12 protein-coding genes are annotated in these 15,741 nt (G+C 66.7%); 5 read left to right on the top strand and 7 right to left on the bottom strand.

Translation table 11 applies throughout. The features are described 5' to 3' along the window. Positions 1–43: 43 nt before the first annotated feature. The 6 genes from ACEN88_RS10150 to ACEN88_RS10125 all read right to left on the bottom strand — a co-directional run bounded on the left by ACEN88_RS10150 (position 44) and on the right by ACEN88_RS10125 (position 9,836). Positions 44–2,647, bottom strand: coding sequence for an NAD(P)-binding protein (locus ACEN88_RS10150; protein WP_413339279.1), 2,604 nt, complete (start codon positions 2,645–2,647; stop codon positions 44–46). Between the two features lie 227 nt (positions 2,648–2,874). After that, positions 2,875–4,677, bottom strand: coding sequence for a glycoside hydrolase family 2 protein (locus ACEN88_RS10145; RefSeq protein ID WP_413339278.1), 1,803 nt, complete (start codon positions 4,675–4,677; stop codon positions 2,875–2,877). Next, positions 4,664–5,776 (bottom strand): galactokinase, encoded by a 1,113-nt coding sequence (gene galK / locus ACEN88_RS10140; protein WP_413339276.1) that lies wholly within the window; start codon positions 5,774–5,776, stop codon positions 4,664–4,666. Before galK ends, ACEN88_RS10145 begins: the two co-directional genes overlap by 14 nt. Position 5,777: 1 nt before the next feature. Continuing rightward, entirely contained in the window at positions 5,778–6,881 is a 1,104-nt protein-coding gene (locus ACEN88_RS10135; protein WP_413339274.1) for a M24 family metallopeptidase, read from the bottom strand. Next, complete coding sequence (galT, locus tag ACEN88_RS10130) at positions 6,878–7,972, bottom strand: galactose-1-phosphate uridylyltransferase (RefSeq protein ID WP_413339272.1); 1,095 nt, start codon at positions 7,970–7,972, stop codon at positions 6,878–6,880. The genes ACEN88_RS10135 and galT overlap by 4 nt, the downstream gene beginning before the upstream one ends. Positions 7,973–8,294: 322 nt before the next feature. Continuing rightward, positions 8,295–9,836 carry a dipeptidase gene (locus tag ACEN88_RS10125; protein WP_413339270.1) on the bottom strand — a complete coding sequence of 514 codons (1,542 nt, stop codon included), beginning with the start codon at positions 9,834–9,836 and terminating at the stop codon, positions 8,295–8,297. 121 nt (positions 9,837–9,957) lie between these two features. Between ACEN88_RS10125 and ACEN88_RS10120 the strand changes: the two genes are divergently transcribed. After that, positions 9,958–10,812: a pirin family protein gene (locus ACEN88_RS10120; RefSeq protein ID WP_413339268.1), complete on the top strand. Its 855-nt coding sequence runs from the start codon at positions 9,958–9,960 to the stop codon at positions 10,810–10,812. 64 nt (positions 10,813–10,876) lie between these two features. On the opposite strand, the gene ACEN88_RS10115 is transcribed toward ACEN88_RS10120, so the two are convergent. Then, complete coding sequence (locus ACEN88_RS10115) at positions 10,877–11,245, bottom strand: hypothetical protein (protein ID WP_413339266.1); 369 nt, start codon at positions 11,243–11,245, stop codon at positions 10,877–10,879. Between the two features lie 332 nt (positions 11,246–11,577). Here ACEN88_RS10115 and ACEN88_RS10110 point away from each other — a divergent pair, with 332 nt between their 5' ends. The 4 genes from ACEN88_RS10110 to ACEN88_RS10095 all read left to right on the top strand — a co-directional run. Then, entirely contained in the window at positions 11,578–12,627 is a 1,050-nt protein-coding gene (locus ACEN88_RS10110) for an asparaginase (RefSeq protein WP_413339264.1), read from the top strand. Positions 12,628–12,973: 346 nt separating this feature from the next. Beyond that, entirely contained in the window at positions 12,974–13,420 is a 447-nt protein-coding gene (locus ACEN88_RS10105) for a MarR family winged helix-turn-helix transcriptional regulator (RefSeq protein WP_413339263.1), read from the top strand. Between the two features lie 26 nt (positions 13,421–13,446). After that, complete coding sequence (locus ACEN88_RS10100) at positions 13,447–14,949, top strand: MDR family MFS transporter (protein ID WP_413339281.1); 1,503 nt, start codon at positions 13,447–13,449, stop codon at positions 14,947–14,949. A gap of 16 nt (positions 14,950–14,965) precedes the next feature. Continuing rightward, positions 14,966–15,741 (top strand): TolC family protein (locus ACEN88_RS10095; RefSeq protein ID WP_413339262.1); only part of this gene is annotated, 776 nt, incomplete at its 3' end.

Genomic DNA, 15,741 nt, shown 5'->3' with positions numbered 1-15,741 from the left:
GGCGGCGCCATACAACACTAGGCAGCACCAGGCGGGCGCGCGCCTATTCCGAACTGGCTTTCTGCGCCCGCGCACGCTTGGCATGGACGATGTCGGCGCCGCGCTTGCCGGCCAGCAGGGCGTGGTCGGAATTGTAGTATTCCCACTCGCTGTAGCGGCCGACGAGCGTGATGTCGTACTGCTTCAGCCATGCCTTGCACGTCTCGACGTTGCGGGCGCGCGCGTGGTCGTACAGCACGTAGGCGTACGGCATGTCGACCTGGTTCGCGGCGAGGATCGTGTCGCCGTCCTGGATCATGCCGACCTTGCGGCAATCCTCGATGGCACGCGCGATCAACGCCTCGCCGTCGACTGGCAGGGGTTTGTACGGTGAGTACGAGATTTCGCAGGTGAAGCCGAAGCCGCCCGGCGGATTGCAGCCTGGGCTCGCATTGCCCTGCACGAAGATGCGGTGGAAGATCGTGTCTTCCGGATAGTAGATCCAGTGCTTGTCGGTGGCGACGCGGTCGATGCCGATGTTCACGCAGCGGATCGACACGTGGCGCAAGCCCTTTGCCGCCGCCCTCACCTCTTCCGGCGCCTCGTTGCCGATCGCCTTGATCAGCTCGGGCAGCGGCATCGTGGAAATCAGGTCGTCGTAGCGGAAGCGGCGCCCGTCGCGCAGGGCGACGATGTGTTCGCGCGGCAACACCTGCACGACGTCGGCATTCAGTTCGATCTTGCCCTTGATATGCGGCAGGAAGCCGTTCATCAATGCCTGGAAGCCGCCCTTCAGCGGATAGCCGAAACGGGCGTTCGGCCCCAGCGGCTTCGGCGACGGTTCCAGCGCGCCCTGGATGATCTCTTCCAGGTTCGGCAGCGGCACGCGGCCGCCCAGCCACGACGTCTCCATCTCGGACAGCGGCACCGTCCAGATCTTGCGGTTGTACGGGATCGCGAAGTGCTTCGCGATGCCCTTGCCCCATACCTTGTAGATGAACTGTTCGAAGTTCTTCACTTCGCCTTTCACCGAGCGATCGGTATTGCACACGTCCGTCGTGCCGTCGGCGCAGCAGTCGTCGACGGCTTGCGCGGCCGCGGTCCTGCTCTCCGCGCTTTCGTAGCGCGCCTCGATGGCGCCCATGACGCATTCCGTGACAACCTTCGGCGGCAGGCCGTACAGCGCGCCCTGGAACGGGTAGCGGGTGTAGACGCCCTTGCTGTAGATCCAGGCTTCGCGGTTCTGCCAGTGCACGTTATCGCCCAGCAGCACCTCGTACATCTTGAGGACGTAGGGGTCGTTCGAGAACATGATGTGGCCCGCGTGATCGAACGTGAAGCCGTTGTCCTCGATGGAGCGGCACCAGCCGCCGACGGATTCGTTGCGGTCCAGCAGCAAGGTATCGGCGCCGAGATGGTACGCGGCCGACAGCCCCGTCGGTCCGCCGCCGATGACGACCGTGCCCACGTGCGGCTCGTGCGCGCGCAGCGTGTTCACTTTCGATCCGCGCAAGGACGCGGCGGCAGGATCGTCGGCCGCATCCAGCCTGCGCGGCGTGGCGCGCCGGTCCGTGTGCGGCGGCGCCGTGTCGATCAGCTCGCGCATGCGCGCGGCCGTGTTGTCCCACGACGTGGCGGCCACGACGGCCTGCATCGCGTCGACCATGTGGCGGCGCTGTTCGGAGGTCTGCGCCAGTGCCGCTTCGCAGGCCGCGACGAATTCGTCAGGCGTGTCCGCGATGGCGACCACGTGGCCGTAGGGATTGGCGACATCGGCGATCGGCGTGCTGACGATCGGCAGTTGCGCCGCCATGTATTCGAGCACCTTGGTGGGGCTGATGAACCTGGTCGCCTCGTTGATGGCGAACGGCATCAGGCACACGTCCCAGCCCGCCAGCAGGTCGGGTAACGCGGCGTACGGCTGCTGGCCCAGGTAGTGGATGTTGGGGCGGCGTGGAAGACGCTCCGGATCGATCTTGACGACCGGTCCGGCCAGCACGATCTGCCACTCGGGGTGCGCGTCGGCGACGACGCCGGCGAGGTCCGGGTCGAAGCGCTCGTCCAGCACGCCGTAGAAGCCGAGGCGCGGGTGCGGGATGGCGTCCTGCTGAGGATGCGTGCGCGTGCGGTCCAGCGCCTGCTGGAAGTGCACGACGTCGACGCTGCTGGAAAAGCAGTGGACGTTCGGGTGGCGGTGGCGCTTGGCCTCGTACAGGCTGGGGCCGCCGGCGAACACGAGGTCGGCGATGGAGAGCAGCGCGCTTTCACGCTGCAGCAATTGCTTCGGAGGATTGCGGAACGAGGCCAGTTCATCCATGCAGTCGTACACGACGAGCGCGGGCCGCAACGATTGCAGCAGCGGCAGGGCCATCGGCGTGTAGAACCACGCGACGACCTCGTCTCCTGGCGGTGCCAACTGCGCGACCATGGGCTGGAGCAGCCGCAGCTGTTCGTCGTGGAAACCGTTGGCGTGGATCGGGGTGTGCGCGCGGCACACGGTCACGTTCGGAGCGGGGCTGGATCGTTCCATGAACGGGGCGCCGTCATCGTACACCGGTTCCTCGACGAACAGGACCGGGTAATGCTGTGCCAGGCGCGACAGCAAATGCTGCGGCCGCTGGAACACGAAATCCCAGCGCAGGTGGCTGAAAACGACGATCGTGGACATGATGGCTCCTTCTCGCCCGCGCGGGGCGTTCAATTGATCGGTGGCGTGGGCCGACCGACCGCGCCGCGGCGCGGCGTCGAACGCTCTGCGCGCGGTACGGACGAGCGAGCCCGTCCACAGCGCGGCCAAGGGTGAGCTGATCAACCGTGGCCGCGCTGCGATGGGGCGGGCGCCCAAAGGGTGCCGTGCTCGCGTCGGGGTTCGGAGCGCGCCGGGCGGCGCCTGCGTCAGCCCGGCTTGTCTCCCTCCTCTTCCACGTCCTTGGGTTCGAGGGCGACGTTGCGCGTTGCCGCGCTGATCAACTCGAACGGCAGCTTGGGTGTACGGTCCGCGTTGAGCAGGCCGTTCGCTTCCTGGAACGTGTCGGCGAACTGGGTATAGCAGAAGCCGCTGAACATGAAGGTCTCGTTGACCACCTTCAGCAGATCTCGGTACAGCGCGTGATAACTCTCGGCCGTATGGGCACGGGTATAGCCCCACGTGCCGTCCTCGGGCGTCGCGTTCGGATCGAATGCGATGCCGCCGAATTCGGTAAGCACGATGGGCTGGCCGCGGTGCGGGAAGCCGTCCAGGGTGAGGATGCGGCCGCCGGGGCGGCGCTGGTCGAACAGCGTGCGCACGGGGTCGGAAACCTCGTAGCGCGTCTTCACCTTGTCCGGATTGCAGTCGTAGTCATGGATGCCCAGGATGTCGGTGGCCGAGGCTTCCCAGCCGTCGTTGCCGATCACCGGGCGGGTCGCGTCGAGGGTGCGCGTCAGGTGGTACAGCGCCTCGACCGCGTTGCGGTGCGCCTGGGTCAGCGTCAGGTTCGGCACGCCCCAGGATTCGTTGAACGGCACCCACACGATGATGCACGGGTGGCTGTAGTCGCGCTCGATCGCTTCCGTCCATTCCTTGACGATGCGCGTGATCGCGCGCGGCGAGAACCGGTAGGCCGATGGCATCTCTTCCCACACGAGCAGGCCCAGCCTGTCGGCCCAGTACAGGTAGCGCGGGTCTTCGATCTTCTGGTGCTTGCGCACGCCGTTGAAGCCCATCAGCTTGGCCAGTTCGACGTCGCGTTTCAAATGCTCGTCGGACGGCGCCGTCAGGAACGATTCGGTCCAGTAGCCCTGGTCCAGCACGAGGCGCAAGGGATACGGGCGGCCGTTCAGCAGCAGGCGGTCGCGGTTGATGTGGAACGCGCGCAGCGCCGTGTACGACCTGACCGTGTCGACGACCTTGTCGCCGCAGCGCAGGATCACCTCCGCGTCCAGCAAGGTGGGCCGCTCCGGGCTCCACAGCAGCTCGTTGCGGGAATCGTCGATGCCGGGGTCGGACAGCGCGATCTTGCGGTTCGCCTCGCCCTGCAGCAGCTTGTAATTGTCGTCCGCGAGCAGCTGTTCGCCGTGCCAGATCTTGACCTCGACGAACATGTCTTCCTGGATGTCGCCGCCGGCAAACACTTCGCAGCCGATCTCGAACGTCTCGAAGATCGGCGTCCAGCGCAGCGAACGGATGAAGGTGCGCGCCACCTTCTCGATCCACACGGTCTGCCAGATGCCGGTCGTGCGCGGATACCAGATCGAGTGCGGTTCCAGCAGCCAGTCCTGCTTGCCGCGGGGCTTGGCGAGGTCGGCCGGATCGTCCTCGACGAACACGGTCACGGTCTGCCTGCCGTTGCCGTTCAGCGCGGACGTGATGTCGGCACTGAACGGCGTGTGGCCGCCTTCGTGCTCGGCCACGAGCTGGCCGTTGACCCACACGCGGGAAAAATAATCGACGGCGCCGAAGTGCAGGATCACGCGCTCCTCGGACGGCATCAGCTCGAAGTCGCGCTCGTACCAGCAAAAGCGGTGGAAGCCGGTGTCCTGGATGCCGGACATCTCCGTCTCGGGTGCGAACGGCACGTTGATCTCGTGGGTCCAGCCGGTCACGCCGGCCGGCATCTTGTTGACCAGCTCATCGTCGAAACGGAAGCGCCATTTACCGTTCAGATTGATCCAATTGTCGCGGACCAGCTGCGGGCGGGGATACTCAAACTGGCTCATTGTTTTCCTTTCCTTGAGTCGGGACCGGGATCAGGATACGACCCTGACGTCCTGCTTTGTTGTAGGTGGAGAGTGCAGTTTCCGCTGCCTGTCGTGCCGAATTTTCTTTACCTTCGGCGCGGCATAGTGCGACGCAGGCACCGCCGAATCCCGCGCCGGTCAAGCGTGCTCCGAGCACACCCGGGGCGGCACGCAACGCGGCCACCAGCTGGTCGAGCTCGGGAATCGAAACCTCGTAGTCGTCGCGCAGGCTCTCGTGCGACGCGTTCATCAGTTCGCCGAAGCGTTCGGCCGGCACGCCCTTCGCCGCTTCCAGCACGCGCAGGTCTTCCAGCACGACGTGGCGCGCGCGCCGGCGCAGCGGCTCGGGCAGCGACTCCACGGCCGCCGGGTCGGTCACGTCGCGCAGCGCCTTCACGCCCAGCTTGCGCGACGCCTCTTCGCATTCGGCGCGGCGTTCGTTGTACTTGCTGGCCGCGAGCGTGCGCGGCACGCCGGAGTCGACGACGATCAGCTCCGCGCCTTCCGGCAGGGGCACGAGATGGTGTTCCAGCGTGCGCGCATCGATGAACAGCATGCTGCGTTCGTCGCACAGGCTCGACGCCATCTGGTCCATGATGCCGCAGTTGACGCGCGCGAACTCGATCTCGGCGCGCTGCGCGATCTGCGCCAGTTTCACGTCGTCGAGGGAGAACCCGAGCAGGTTGCGCATGGCGCGCAGCATCGCCACTTCGAGCGCCGCGGACGACGACAGGCCCGAGCCGACGGGCAGGTTCGTGGTGACGAACACGCGCAGCGGCGGCACGGTGACGCCCGTCGCTTCCACGAGGCGGATGCAGCCTTCGATATAGCTGCCGAAGCCCTGCGGCGCGCTGCCCCCTTTTGCCGCGAACGTGACGTTGCCGTCCAGGGTGCCGGAGTACAGGTGGTGCTGGTCGTCGTGGCTGCGCGCGAGGGCGATGAGGGTAGCCTGCGGGGTCGCCACGGGCAGCATGTAGCCGTCGTTGTAGTCCGTGTGCTCGCCCAGCAGGTTGACGCGGCCGGGGGCCGATGCGAACGCTTCCGGAGCGCCGCCGAAGAAGGTCTCGGGATTGTTCATGTCATGTCACCTCCAGCCAGACAGGGCGCGCACGGCCCTGGATTGTCGTCGCCGGCCAGTCCGGATCCAGCGTCACGTTGTCCAGCCCATTCGGGCCGAGCAGGAACGTGTCTTCCATCTTCATACCGGCGAAGCTCGGGTTGAACGCGAACGCCATGCCCGTCTCGATCCCGGTCGCGGTGCTCGGACTCGCGACGATCTCGCGCGCCTGGTAACCCGTGATGCCGCCCTGGTGGTGCTCGCGGATCGCGTCCGGCCGGTTCACATGGCGGTACGCGGCTTCCAGCGCGTGGTAGACGGCCGCCAGCGACTGGCCCGGACGCACGGCATCGAGCCCCGTCGCTTCGACCTGCAGCAGGTCGGCCTGCGCATTGCGCTCGTCGTCGGAGAGCGGACTGAAAGCGACGCCACGCGACAGGCTCGCCACGAGGCCGTGACGGCGCGCGCAGAACACGAGCATCGCGCGTGCGCCCAGCGGCTCGTTGGCCGGCACGGGATGGCGGAACAACGGCAACCGCCGTGCGCCCGCGGCCAGCACGAGCGCGGGCTGGATCCCGCGCCGCCACAAGGCGTGTGCGCCTGCCGCCGCAAGTTCGAGTTCGGTCCATCCGGGCCGCGCGGCACGGAGTGTCTCCGCCATCGCGATGGCCGCGTCGCGGCCCAGCGCGCGGTAGCGTTCCTGTTCGGCCGGCAGCAGCACCATGCGGCGCAGGCGCAGGCTCGCGGGCAGCGGCTGTTCGGCATGACTGTTGCCGTGGCGAGGATGGTCGGACAGCACGACGCCGCCATTCGCCACGCCCAGCACATAGGTGTCGCGCAGCTCCGTCTCGGCCCACGGCGCGATGTGGAATGTGAAGCCCGGCGGAACCTGTTCCACGCGGAGGCGCTCGGCTTCGATGGCGTCCGTCAGGATCACGGCGTCGTCGCGCGTGACGAGCACCTCGGCCACGCCGCAATCGGCGGCCAGCAGCACGGACGAATCTCCGCCCGCCGTCGCCCACGCGAACCAGTCGGTGCCGCGCAGCCGGATCGCCTGCGCGCCTGCCTCCGCCAATGCCGCGCGCAGCAACGCGAGCTTGTCCGCGACCTCGGCGGCGCGGCTCATGCTTCACCCTCCAGCCGCACCTCGACCTGCTGCAATTCGTACGCCGTGGTCTCGGGCAGCACGTCCATCGCGAACATGCCGGCGCCGATCTCCGTGCCGGCCAGGTATTTCAGCCGGTCGCGCGTGCGGTACGGCGGATAGAACTGGCAGTGCAGCTGCGTCTCGGGGTGATCCGCGCCATCCGTCGGCGCCTGGTACCACGTCATCAGGTACGGGAACGGGCGCTCCCACAGCGTGTCGAACTTGAGCAGCACCGTCTTCAGCGCGCGCGCCAGGCTCGTACGCTGCGCGGGGCTCAAGGCCGCGAAATCCTTGCATGGCGCGGTCGGCATCACCCACACCTCGTACGGATAGCGCGCGCAGGCCGGCACGAAGGCGATCGCCTCGTCGTCGCGGTACACGACGCGCTTCTCGTCGGCCGCCTCGTCGCGCGCCATGTCGCACAACAGGCTCGTGCCGTGCTGCAGGTAGTACTCGCGTTCCTGTGCGAGCTGGCGCGCGGGCACGGGCGGGATGAACGGGTACGCGTAGATCTGGCCGTGCGGGTGGTGCAACGTGACGCCCACTTCCACGCCGCGGTTCTCGAACGGCAGCACGTACTGGATGTGGTGCCGGCCACCGATCCTGCGCGTGCGGTCGCCCCACACTTCCAGCAGCAGTTCGATGCGCGCCAGCGGCAGCCGGCCCAGGGCCGCCTGTGGGTCCTGCGTGAACACGACGACTTCGCACTTGCCGTTGGCGGGCGCGGTCGGCACGGTGAGCGTCGGCGGCTCGTGCGCGTCCAGCGCGAGCGACGGAAAGCGGTTGTCGAACACGGCGATCTCGTAGTCGCCCGCCGGCATCTCGGTCGGGTGTTCGGGATCGCGCGTGGGGGCCAGCGGGTTGTACTGCGGGGGCGGCTGATACGTGCGGTTCTGGCGGAACGCTGCATACGCGACCCATTCGCCGCGCAGCGGATGCCAGCGCAGGTGCGGGTTGGCGTGTTGCGATTCGGCGAAGGGACTGGTCGCGACGATGCCGTCCGGGATGGGCCGGCTGCTGTACAACGTCAGGTGTCTTCCGTCAGGTTTGATCAGTTCTTGGCTGTGCATGGCATCGACAGGTCAGGCATTGCTACGTCAGGTCTGATCCTATCATGGCGTTTTCGCCACATTTTCTCGGGGCCACCTCTAGCTTTTCCGACAATCAACGGGGCACAGGGAGGCCGGTCGGGCGGCCGTGGCCCGGCCTGCTGTCTCTCCTAGGGAAACGGGTATTTATCCCCTATGAAGACCATGCTCATGTAGGCCTAAACCTACAAAACTTTTGGAAGGATTTACACATTTTGGCGAGAAGCCGACCTACATGACTGCCGGGCGTCCAAAATCGTGAAGCGCCCCCGGAAACGGACCCGGCGGCGCTGCATTGCGACATTTATTTCGCGAGCTCGGCGAGCACGGCCGTGTACATCTGCAGGTTCAGCAGGAGCTGCTTCGTGGTGATGAACTCATGCTCCGAATGGCCCGTGTAGACCGTGCCCGGCATTGCCGGGCCGAAGCTGACTGCGTGCGGGAACAGGCGCGAATTCGTGCCGCCGCCGATCGCGACCGGCTTCGGATCCTTGCTGCCCGTGAAGTACGCGAACGTCTTCATCAGCACCGGCAGTTGCGGCGCATCCTTCTGCACCCATGGTTCGCCGATCTGCATGCTCACCTTCGCCAGCTGCACGTGCGTGCCCTGCCACTGCGCGAGCGCGGCGTTGATCTCGTTGGTCAGCTGTTCGGTCGTCTTGCCTTGCGGCCTTCTGATGTTGATCGCGACTTCAAGGCCACCAAACGGCGCGCCGCCATCCTGCTGGCGGATCACGGTCGGCGCGAACGTCATCGGGCCCATGAATGCGTCGCGGTAGGCGATGCTGCCGAACTTCTCGCCGTAGTAGCCGGTGCCCACCATCTCGTTGAGGAAATTCACCAGCGCGCCTGCCGTCGTGTCCGGCCATGCCTGCACGGCGAGCGCGTCGGCCAGCATGCTGATCGCGTTGACGCCGTCTTCCGGTTTCGACGAGTGCGCCGACAGGCCCTTCGCGACGACGAGCAGGTCGCCGTCCTTGCGCTCGAACCGGTAGTGCATGCCCGTCTGCTTGCCGGCGCGCGCGCGGATCTGCGCTTCCAGTGCCGGCGTCGCGTTGGCGATCGTGGCCTGCGCATCTTCCGGAATCTGGCTGCCGAAGAAGCCGCCCTTGAAGGCCTTGACGAACGGGCTGCCCGCCGGCGGCGCGGCCGTGGTGGCCGGCATCGTCACGGCCAGCGTGCCATAGCCCTTCTCCGCCGACACGGCCGGATACTCCGCATCGAGCGTGATGTTCATCTGCGGCAGCGGGTGCGTCTTGATGAATTCTTCCAGCGGCCCCCAGTCCGATTCCTCGGCCATGTACACGTACAGTTCGATACGCCTGGACAGCGGCACCTGCAGGTCCTTCAGCGACTTCATCGCGTACAGCGCGGTGGCGATCGGGCCCTTGTCGTCCTCGGCGCCGCGCGCCAGCAGGCGGCCCGGCTCGCTCGTGCGGTCCAGCTCGAACGGCGACTTCTTCCACTTGCTCGCGTCGACGGGCTGCACGTCGCCATGCGCGACGAGGCCCACGCGCTCAGCGCCCTTGCCCAGGCCGACGATGGCCACGCAGCCGTAGTCCGCATAGTCCAGGCCCAGGCGCGTCGCTTCCTGTTTCAGGGCGTCCTTGAACGCCTGGTGGCGCGGGTTGCGGTCGCACGGGATGTCCTTGTCCGCGACCGTGTTGTAGCTGACCAGTTTGGCCAACGTGTCGACGACGTCGTCGCGGTATGCCGTGACGGCATGTTTGGCCGCCTTGATCGCCGTGTCGCCGGGCACGGCCTGGGCGGGTGCGCCCGTCGCGCTTGCTGCCCAGGCGAGGCTGATGGCCACGGCCAGGTTGCGTGCGCTGGTCTTCGTATGCATTGTCTCCATCTCCAGAAGTGAAAGGGGGAAACGAGCATAGCAGGGATGCGTAAAGATTGCTGGCGACTCCTCCGCGCGCAATCGGTTATCGTAGGCGCTGCACATTCAAACGAAAACGAACATGACCCACAAGATCATCCGGCGCGTGCACCCCGCGCTGCGCGACGACATCGGCGACCTCATCACCCAGCGCCCCGTGCCGGGTCCGCATCTCGACCAGGTCGATCCCTTCCTGTTCCTCAACCATCACGGCCCGCAGGTCTATCCGCCGCATAACCGCGGCCTGCCGTTCGGCCCGCATCCGCACCGCGGCTTCGAGACGGTGACGTTCATCCTCGACGGCCTGCTCGCGCACCGCGACAGCGCGGGCCATGAAAGCGTGATCGGTCCCGGCGGCGTGCAATGGATGACGGCCGGCCGCGGCATCGTGCATGCGGAAGTGTCGCCGCGCGAGTTCATGGAACGCGGCGGGCCGCTCGAGATCCTGCAATTGTGGGTCAACCTGCCGCCCGCGCTGAAGATGACGGCGCCCCGCTACATCGGGCTGCAGCGCGACGAGATTCCCGTCGTGGACAAGGGCGATGGCGTGCGCGTGCACCTCGTGTCGGGCACGTATGGCGGCGTGACGGGGCCGATCACATCGCTGACGGATGTGTCGCTGTGCACGGTGGAGATGAAGGCGGGTGCGCGCCTGCACGTGGATGGACTACTCGACCGCAACGTGTTCCTGTACGTCCTGCGCGGCGTGATCCAGGGGGTGCCGGAAACGGTCAGCGCAATGCACCTTGCGGAGTTCGATGCGGAGGGCGATGAACTGGACATCCTGGCCGACCACGACAGCGTGCTGCTGCTCGGTCACGCCTTTCCGATCCGCGAACCCGTCGTGGCGCACGGGCCGTTCGTGATGAACACGCGCGAAGAAATCCAGCAGGCGATCATCGATTACCAGGCCGGGCGCTTCGGCGCGCCGATCTGACCCGCGGTTGACATGCGCCGGCCCGGTCCGCATCGGCCAGGCCGGCCGTGTTCGGCGCCGCGCATCAGCGCGCGGCCTGGTTGACGACGACCTCGTCGGCGAACGGCACCTGGTTGAAGGCGATCTCGGCACCCGTGTCGCGCGTGACGAATTTCTTCGGAGCGACCGGCACCATTTCCTCGCGCTTGCCGTCCAGGTCGACGAACAGCTTGTTCATCCGGTTGGTGACCGTGATCGTGCGGCCGTCGGTGAGGCGGAACGAACCGCGCATGTGTTCGGCTTCATCCTGGGTCAGGCGGTAGGCGGTGTGCGTCGACGACGACATCGTGACGGCGCTGGCGGTGGCCGAGGACGGCGCGATGGACGGGTCGGCGAAGGCGCCCAGGGACAGGGTGGCGGCGGCGGTGAAGACCAGGGCTTGTACGATACGCATGATTGCTCCGAGATTAATTTTCGATATGTATTACGGACCATGAGCACGATTTCAAAAGAATCGTCGGATGCTCTAACGGTCCACCGTTTTTCGTATCGCCGCGTCGTTAATGTGCGGCGAGTGATGACAGTGTAGGAAAGGCGGATTGAGGCGTCATCGGGGAGACGCCAAAGCGTCGAAATGGAGGGATGAACTGTCGAAAAACCGGACCGAAATGCTGCGGATGCATATAGTTTTTGGCATCGTTCCGGGCCGCGTTTGCGCTCCCCGGGCGGCCGGAATCCGTTACAGTGTCGGCTTCGAACAGCCCATCCAGACGAAGGAGCGAACCGATGCATCCAGTGCCTTTGGTCGCCACCACGCGTGGCTATCCGCCCGACGGCGAGCTCGCCGGCGGCTACGCGGTCGAGAACATCCATTACGGTTCGATCGCCGTCGTCGACGTCGCCGGCCGCCTGCTGTGGTCGGCGGGCGATCCCGACTTCATGACCTTCACCCGTTCCGCGCTGAAGCCGTTCCAGGCCCTGCCCTTCGTGCTCGACGACGGCCCCGCGCGCTTCGGTCTCACGCGTGCCGAGCTGGCCCTGCTGTGCGCCAGCCACTCGGGCGAAGAAAAGCACCTGGTGGGCGTGACGTCCATCCTCGACAAGATCGGCCTGGACGAAAGCCACCTCGCCTGCGGCTGCGCGGCGCCGCTCTACTACGACGCCGTCGGCCTGCCCGTGCCGGCCGAACGCCGCTGGCGCACGGTCCACCACAATTGCTCGGGCAAGCACAGCGGCTTCCTCGCCTGGTGCCGCCTGCACGGCGCGCCGACGGAAGGCTATGTCGATCCCGCGCACCCGCTGCAGCGCGCGATCCGCAGTACGCTGGCCGACTGCGTGCAGATGACGGAAGACACGCTCCCGACGGGCATCGACGGCTGCTCGGCGCCGAACTACGCGATGCCGCTGGCACGCCTCGCGCACCTGTACGCGCGCCTCGCGCAAGGCAGCGCGGACGCGCGCCTCGGCGCCGCGCTGGGTGACCTGTTCGACGCGATGACGGCGCATCCCGACATGGTGTCGGGCGACGCGCGCACCGACCTCGCGTGGATGCAGGCCGGCGGGGGCGACTGGGTCGCGAAGATCGGCGCGGACGCGGTGCAGGCCATCGGCATCCGCTCGGCCGGCATCGGCATCGCGATCAAGGTGGCCGATGGCGCCGTACGAGCGCTGCATCCGGCCACGTTCGCCGTGCTCGATCAACTGGGCCTGCTGGACGACACGCGCCGCAGGCATCTCGAGCAGTACCGCGCACCGCCCATCAGGAACGCGCGCGGCGTCGTGGCCGGCGACGTGCACGCCGTGTTCACCTTGGACAAGGCCGAATCGCCCATCTGACCGCCCTGCAAAAATTCGGGGTCAGAAAAATTCGGGGTCAGAGCACATTTTTCTGGAAATTCGGGGTCAGAGCACTTTTTCAAGAAATGGCTCGTCGGCCATGTACCCAACTGCCGGGGCACAAGGTGCTGCCGCCAGCATGGCGATTTACCGGTAAAGACGACTTTAATGCTTCGAGAGCAATTGATCTCCAAAGTGCTCTGACCCCGAATTTTCGACAGACCGGGGTCTGACCCCGATTCTGTGCAATTTCCGGAAGCGGGGGAGCTGACCCCGGCGTTGTCACTTGCGCAGTTCGGTTGCGCAGCATAAAATCGATAGGTTCCTATCTATTTTATGGCTAATGATGAGCAAACTACCTGAGTCGATCGAGGAACGCTTCTCGGCGGCCCTGCACACGAGCGCGCGCCTGTGGCGGCTCGCGCTGGACAAGCGCCTCAAGCACCTGGGCATCGGCCAGTCCGGCTGGATGACGATCGCGATGATCGCCAAGTCGGGCGCGCCGATGTCGCAGCGGGCGCTGGCCGACCTGGTCGGCGTCGAGGGGCCGTCGATGGTGTCCATGCTCGACCGCCTGGAGCGCGACGGTTTCGTCACGCGCGCGCCCTCGCCCACCGACCGTCGCGTCAAACTCGTGCAGCTGACCGACACCGGCAAGACCGTCTACGCCGAAGTGCTCGCGGAAGCGCAGCCGTTCCGCGCCGACCTGCTGGCCGGCCTCGACCGCGACGCACTGGCCGCCGCGACCGTCCTGCTGGAAACCCTCAGGAAGCGCCTCGAGGACGGCCTGTGACGACAGCGGCGCCCATCAACCGCACCATGATCACGATCTCGATCATGCTGGCGACGATCATCCAGGCACTGGACGGCACCATCGCCAACGTGGCGCTGCCGCACATGCAGGGATCGCTGTCGGCGTCGCAGGACCAGATCACGTGGGTACTGACGTCGTTCATCGTGGCCGCCGCCATCGCGACGCCGCTGAACGGCTGGCTCGTCGACCGTTTCGGCCTGAAGAAGGTGTTCCTCGTCTCCGTCGCCGGCTTCACGCTTGCCTCGGTGCTGTGCGGGATCTCGGCGACGCTGACGGAAATCGTCGTCGCGCGCATGCTGCAGGGCGTGTTCGGCGCGGCGCTCGTGCCGTTGTCGCAGTCGGTCCTCCTCGACATCAACCCGCGCGAAAAACACGGCTCCGCGATGGCCGTGTGGGGCATGGGCGTGATGATCGGGCCGATCCTCGGGCCGACGCTGGGCGGCTGGCTGACGGACAGCTACAGCTGGCGCTGGGTCTTCTTCATCAACGTGCCGATCGGCGCGCTGGCCTTCTGGGGCATCTGGCGCTACATCCACGCGGCCGATCCGGCCCGGCGCGTCCGCTTCGACACGTTCGGCTTCGTCACCTTGTCCATCGCCATCGGCGCGCTGCAGATGCTGCTGGACCGCGGCGAGCAGAACGACTGGTTCGCGTCGACGGAGACGTGGGTCGAACTGATTTTGACGACGCTCGCGTTTTCCTATTTCATCGGCCACACGCTGACGCGCCCCGCCGGCCAGTCGTTCGTCGATTTCCGCCTGCTGAAGAACGCGAACTACGTCACGGGCCTGCTGCTGATCTTCATCGTCGGCATGGTGCTGTTCGCGACGCGCGCGCTGATGCCGACGATGCTGCAAGGCCTGATGGGCTATCCGGCCAAGCTCGCGGGCCTCGTCACGGCGCCGTCCGGCCTCGGCACGATGGCCGCGATGATGATCGTCGGGCGCCTCACGGGCAAGGTCGATTTCCGGCTGCTGCTGGGCGTCGGCTTCGCGATCACCGCGTTCTCGCTGTGGCAGATGACGCATTACACGCTCGTGCTGTCCCAGTCCGACATCGTGTGGCCCGGCGTGATCCAGGGCGTCGGGCTGGGCCTCGTGTTCGTGCCGCTGTCGGCCGCCACGTTCGCGACCCTGTCGCCCCAGATGCGCGCGGAAGGCACGGCGCTGTACAGCCTCGTACGCAACATCGGCTCGTCGATCGGCATCGCGCTCGTGCAGGCCCTCCTCGTGCGCAACACGCAGATCGCGCACGCGTCGCTGGCCACGCAGGTCACCGCGGCGAATCCCGCCGTGCACGATCCGACGAGCCTTTACGACATGGCCACGCAGGCCGGCCCTGCCCTCATCAACAACGAGATCACGCGCCAGGCGTCGATGATTGCCTACGTCGACGACTACTGGCTGATGATGCTGCTGACCATGGCCGTGATCCCGATGCTGCTGCTGATCCGCCCACCGAAGGCCGCCGCCGCGCCGGCGCAGGTGGATCATGCAGCACTCGAATAACCAACAAGACTACACCGTGCGACACTTCAAACTTTCATCCATCGCGGCCGCGGCACTGACGCTGCTGTCCGGCTGCATCAGCGTCCCGCCGGACGCGAACAAGGCACCGGGCCCGGACTTCGCCAAGGCCCAGCATGCGCCGGCGATCCAGTTGCCGGCCGCCGCCTGGCCCGCCGAGCAATGGTGGCTCGACTACCACGACCCGCAACTGAACGCCCTGGTGGCCCGCGCCCTGCGCGACAACCCGACGCGCGCCGCGTTCGGCGCGGAAGTGGCCAATGAAGGCGCCAAGGTCGACCTGGCCTCGGGCCTGAACCGCCAGCGCTATTCGTCGAACGGCTTCTTCCCGCCGCCGATCGGCGGGGCGTGGTTCAACGACGCCAGCGTGTCCCTGCGCGCCAGCTACGACGTCGACTGGTGGGGCAAGCACCGCGCCCTCATCGCCGCCGCGCTGGGCGAGACGAATGCGGCCGCCGCAGAAAGCGCGCAGGCCCGCCAGGTGCTGGCGGCGTCGGTCGTGCAAAGCTATCTGCGCCTGCAGATGCTGTGGGCGCGCCAGGACAACACGAACGCCCTGATCGCCGTGCAGCGCGACGTCATCGCCGGGCGTAAATCGCGCATGGCGCATGGCTTGATCAGCGCCGATGCGCTGCAAAGCGCGGAGCAGGACCTCGCCAGCCTGCAGGAACAGGCCGCGCGCTACGACACGGACGCCGCGCGCGAACGCGAAGGCCTGCGCGCGCTGATCGGCGGTGACGCCGCCGCATTGACCGACCTCGCCCGATTCCAGCC

It is taken from the genome of Massilia sp. CT11-108 (genome assembly GCF_047302915.1).
Lineage (GTDB): Bacteria > Pseudomonadota > Gammaproteobacteria > Burkholderiales > Burkholderiaceae_D > Telluria > Telluria orientalis.
The sequence above is the reverse complement of the archived record's forward strand: the minus strand, read 5'-3'. Positions and strand labels throughout refer to the sequence as shown.

Excerpts from the sequence above, each read along its gene's own strand:
- ACEN88_RS10120 (WP_413339268.1), top strand. The coding sequence starts at position 9,958 with ATGACCCACAAGATCATCCGGCGCGTGCACCCCGCGCTGCGCGACGAC.
- ACEN88_RS10125 (WP_413339270.1), bottom strand. The coding sequence starts at position 9,836 with ATGCATACGAAGACCAGCGCACGCAACCTGGCCGTGGCCATCAGCCTC.
- ACEN88_RS10135 (WP_413339274.1), bottom strand. The coding sequence starts at position 6,881 with ATGAGCCGCGCCGCCGAGGTCGCGGACAAGCTCGCGTTGCTGCGCGCG.
- ACEN88_RS10100 (WP_413339281.1), top strand. The coding sequence starts at position 13,447 with ATGATCACGATCTCGATCATGCTGGCGACGATCATCCAGGCACTGGAC.
- ACEN88_RS10150 (WP_413339279.1), bottom strand. The coding sequence starts at position 2,647 with ATGTCCACGATCGTCGTTTTCAGCCACCTGCGCTGGGATTTCGTGTTC.
- ACEN88_RS10105 (WP_413339263.1), top strand. The coding sequence starts at position 12,974 with ATGAGCAAACTACCTGAGTCGATCGAGGAACGCTTCTCGGCGGCCCTG.
- ACEN88_RS10115 (WP_413339266.1), bottom strand. The coding sequence starts at position 11,245 with ATGCGTATCGTACAAGCCCTGGTCTTCACCGCCGCCGCCACCCTGTCC.
- ACEN88_RS10145 (WP_413339278.1), bottom strand. The coding sequence starts at position 4,677 with ATGAGCCAGTTTGAGTATCCCCGCCCGCAGCTGGTCCGCGACAATTGG.
- galT (WP_413339272.1), bottom strand. The coding sequence starts at position 7,972 with ATGCACAGCCAAGAACTGATCAAACCTGACGGAAGACACCTGACGTTG.
- galK (WP_413339276.1), bottom strand. The coding sequence starts at position 5,776 with ATGAACAATCCCGAGACCTTCTTCGGCGGCGCTCCGGAAGCGTTCGCA.
- ACEN88_RS10110 (WP_413339264.1), top strand. The coding sequence starts at position 11,578 with ATGCATCCAGTGCCTTTGGTCGCCACCACGCGTGGCTATCCGCCCGAC.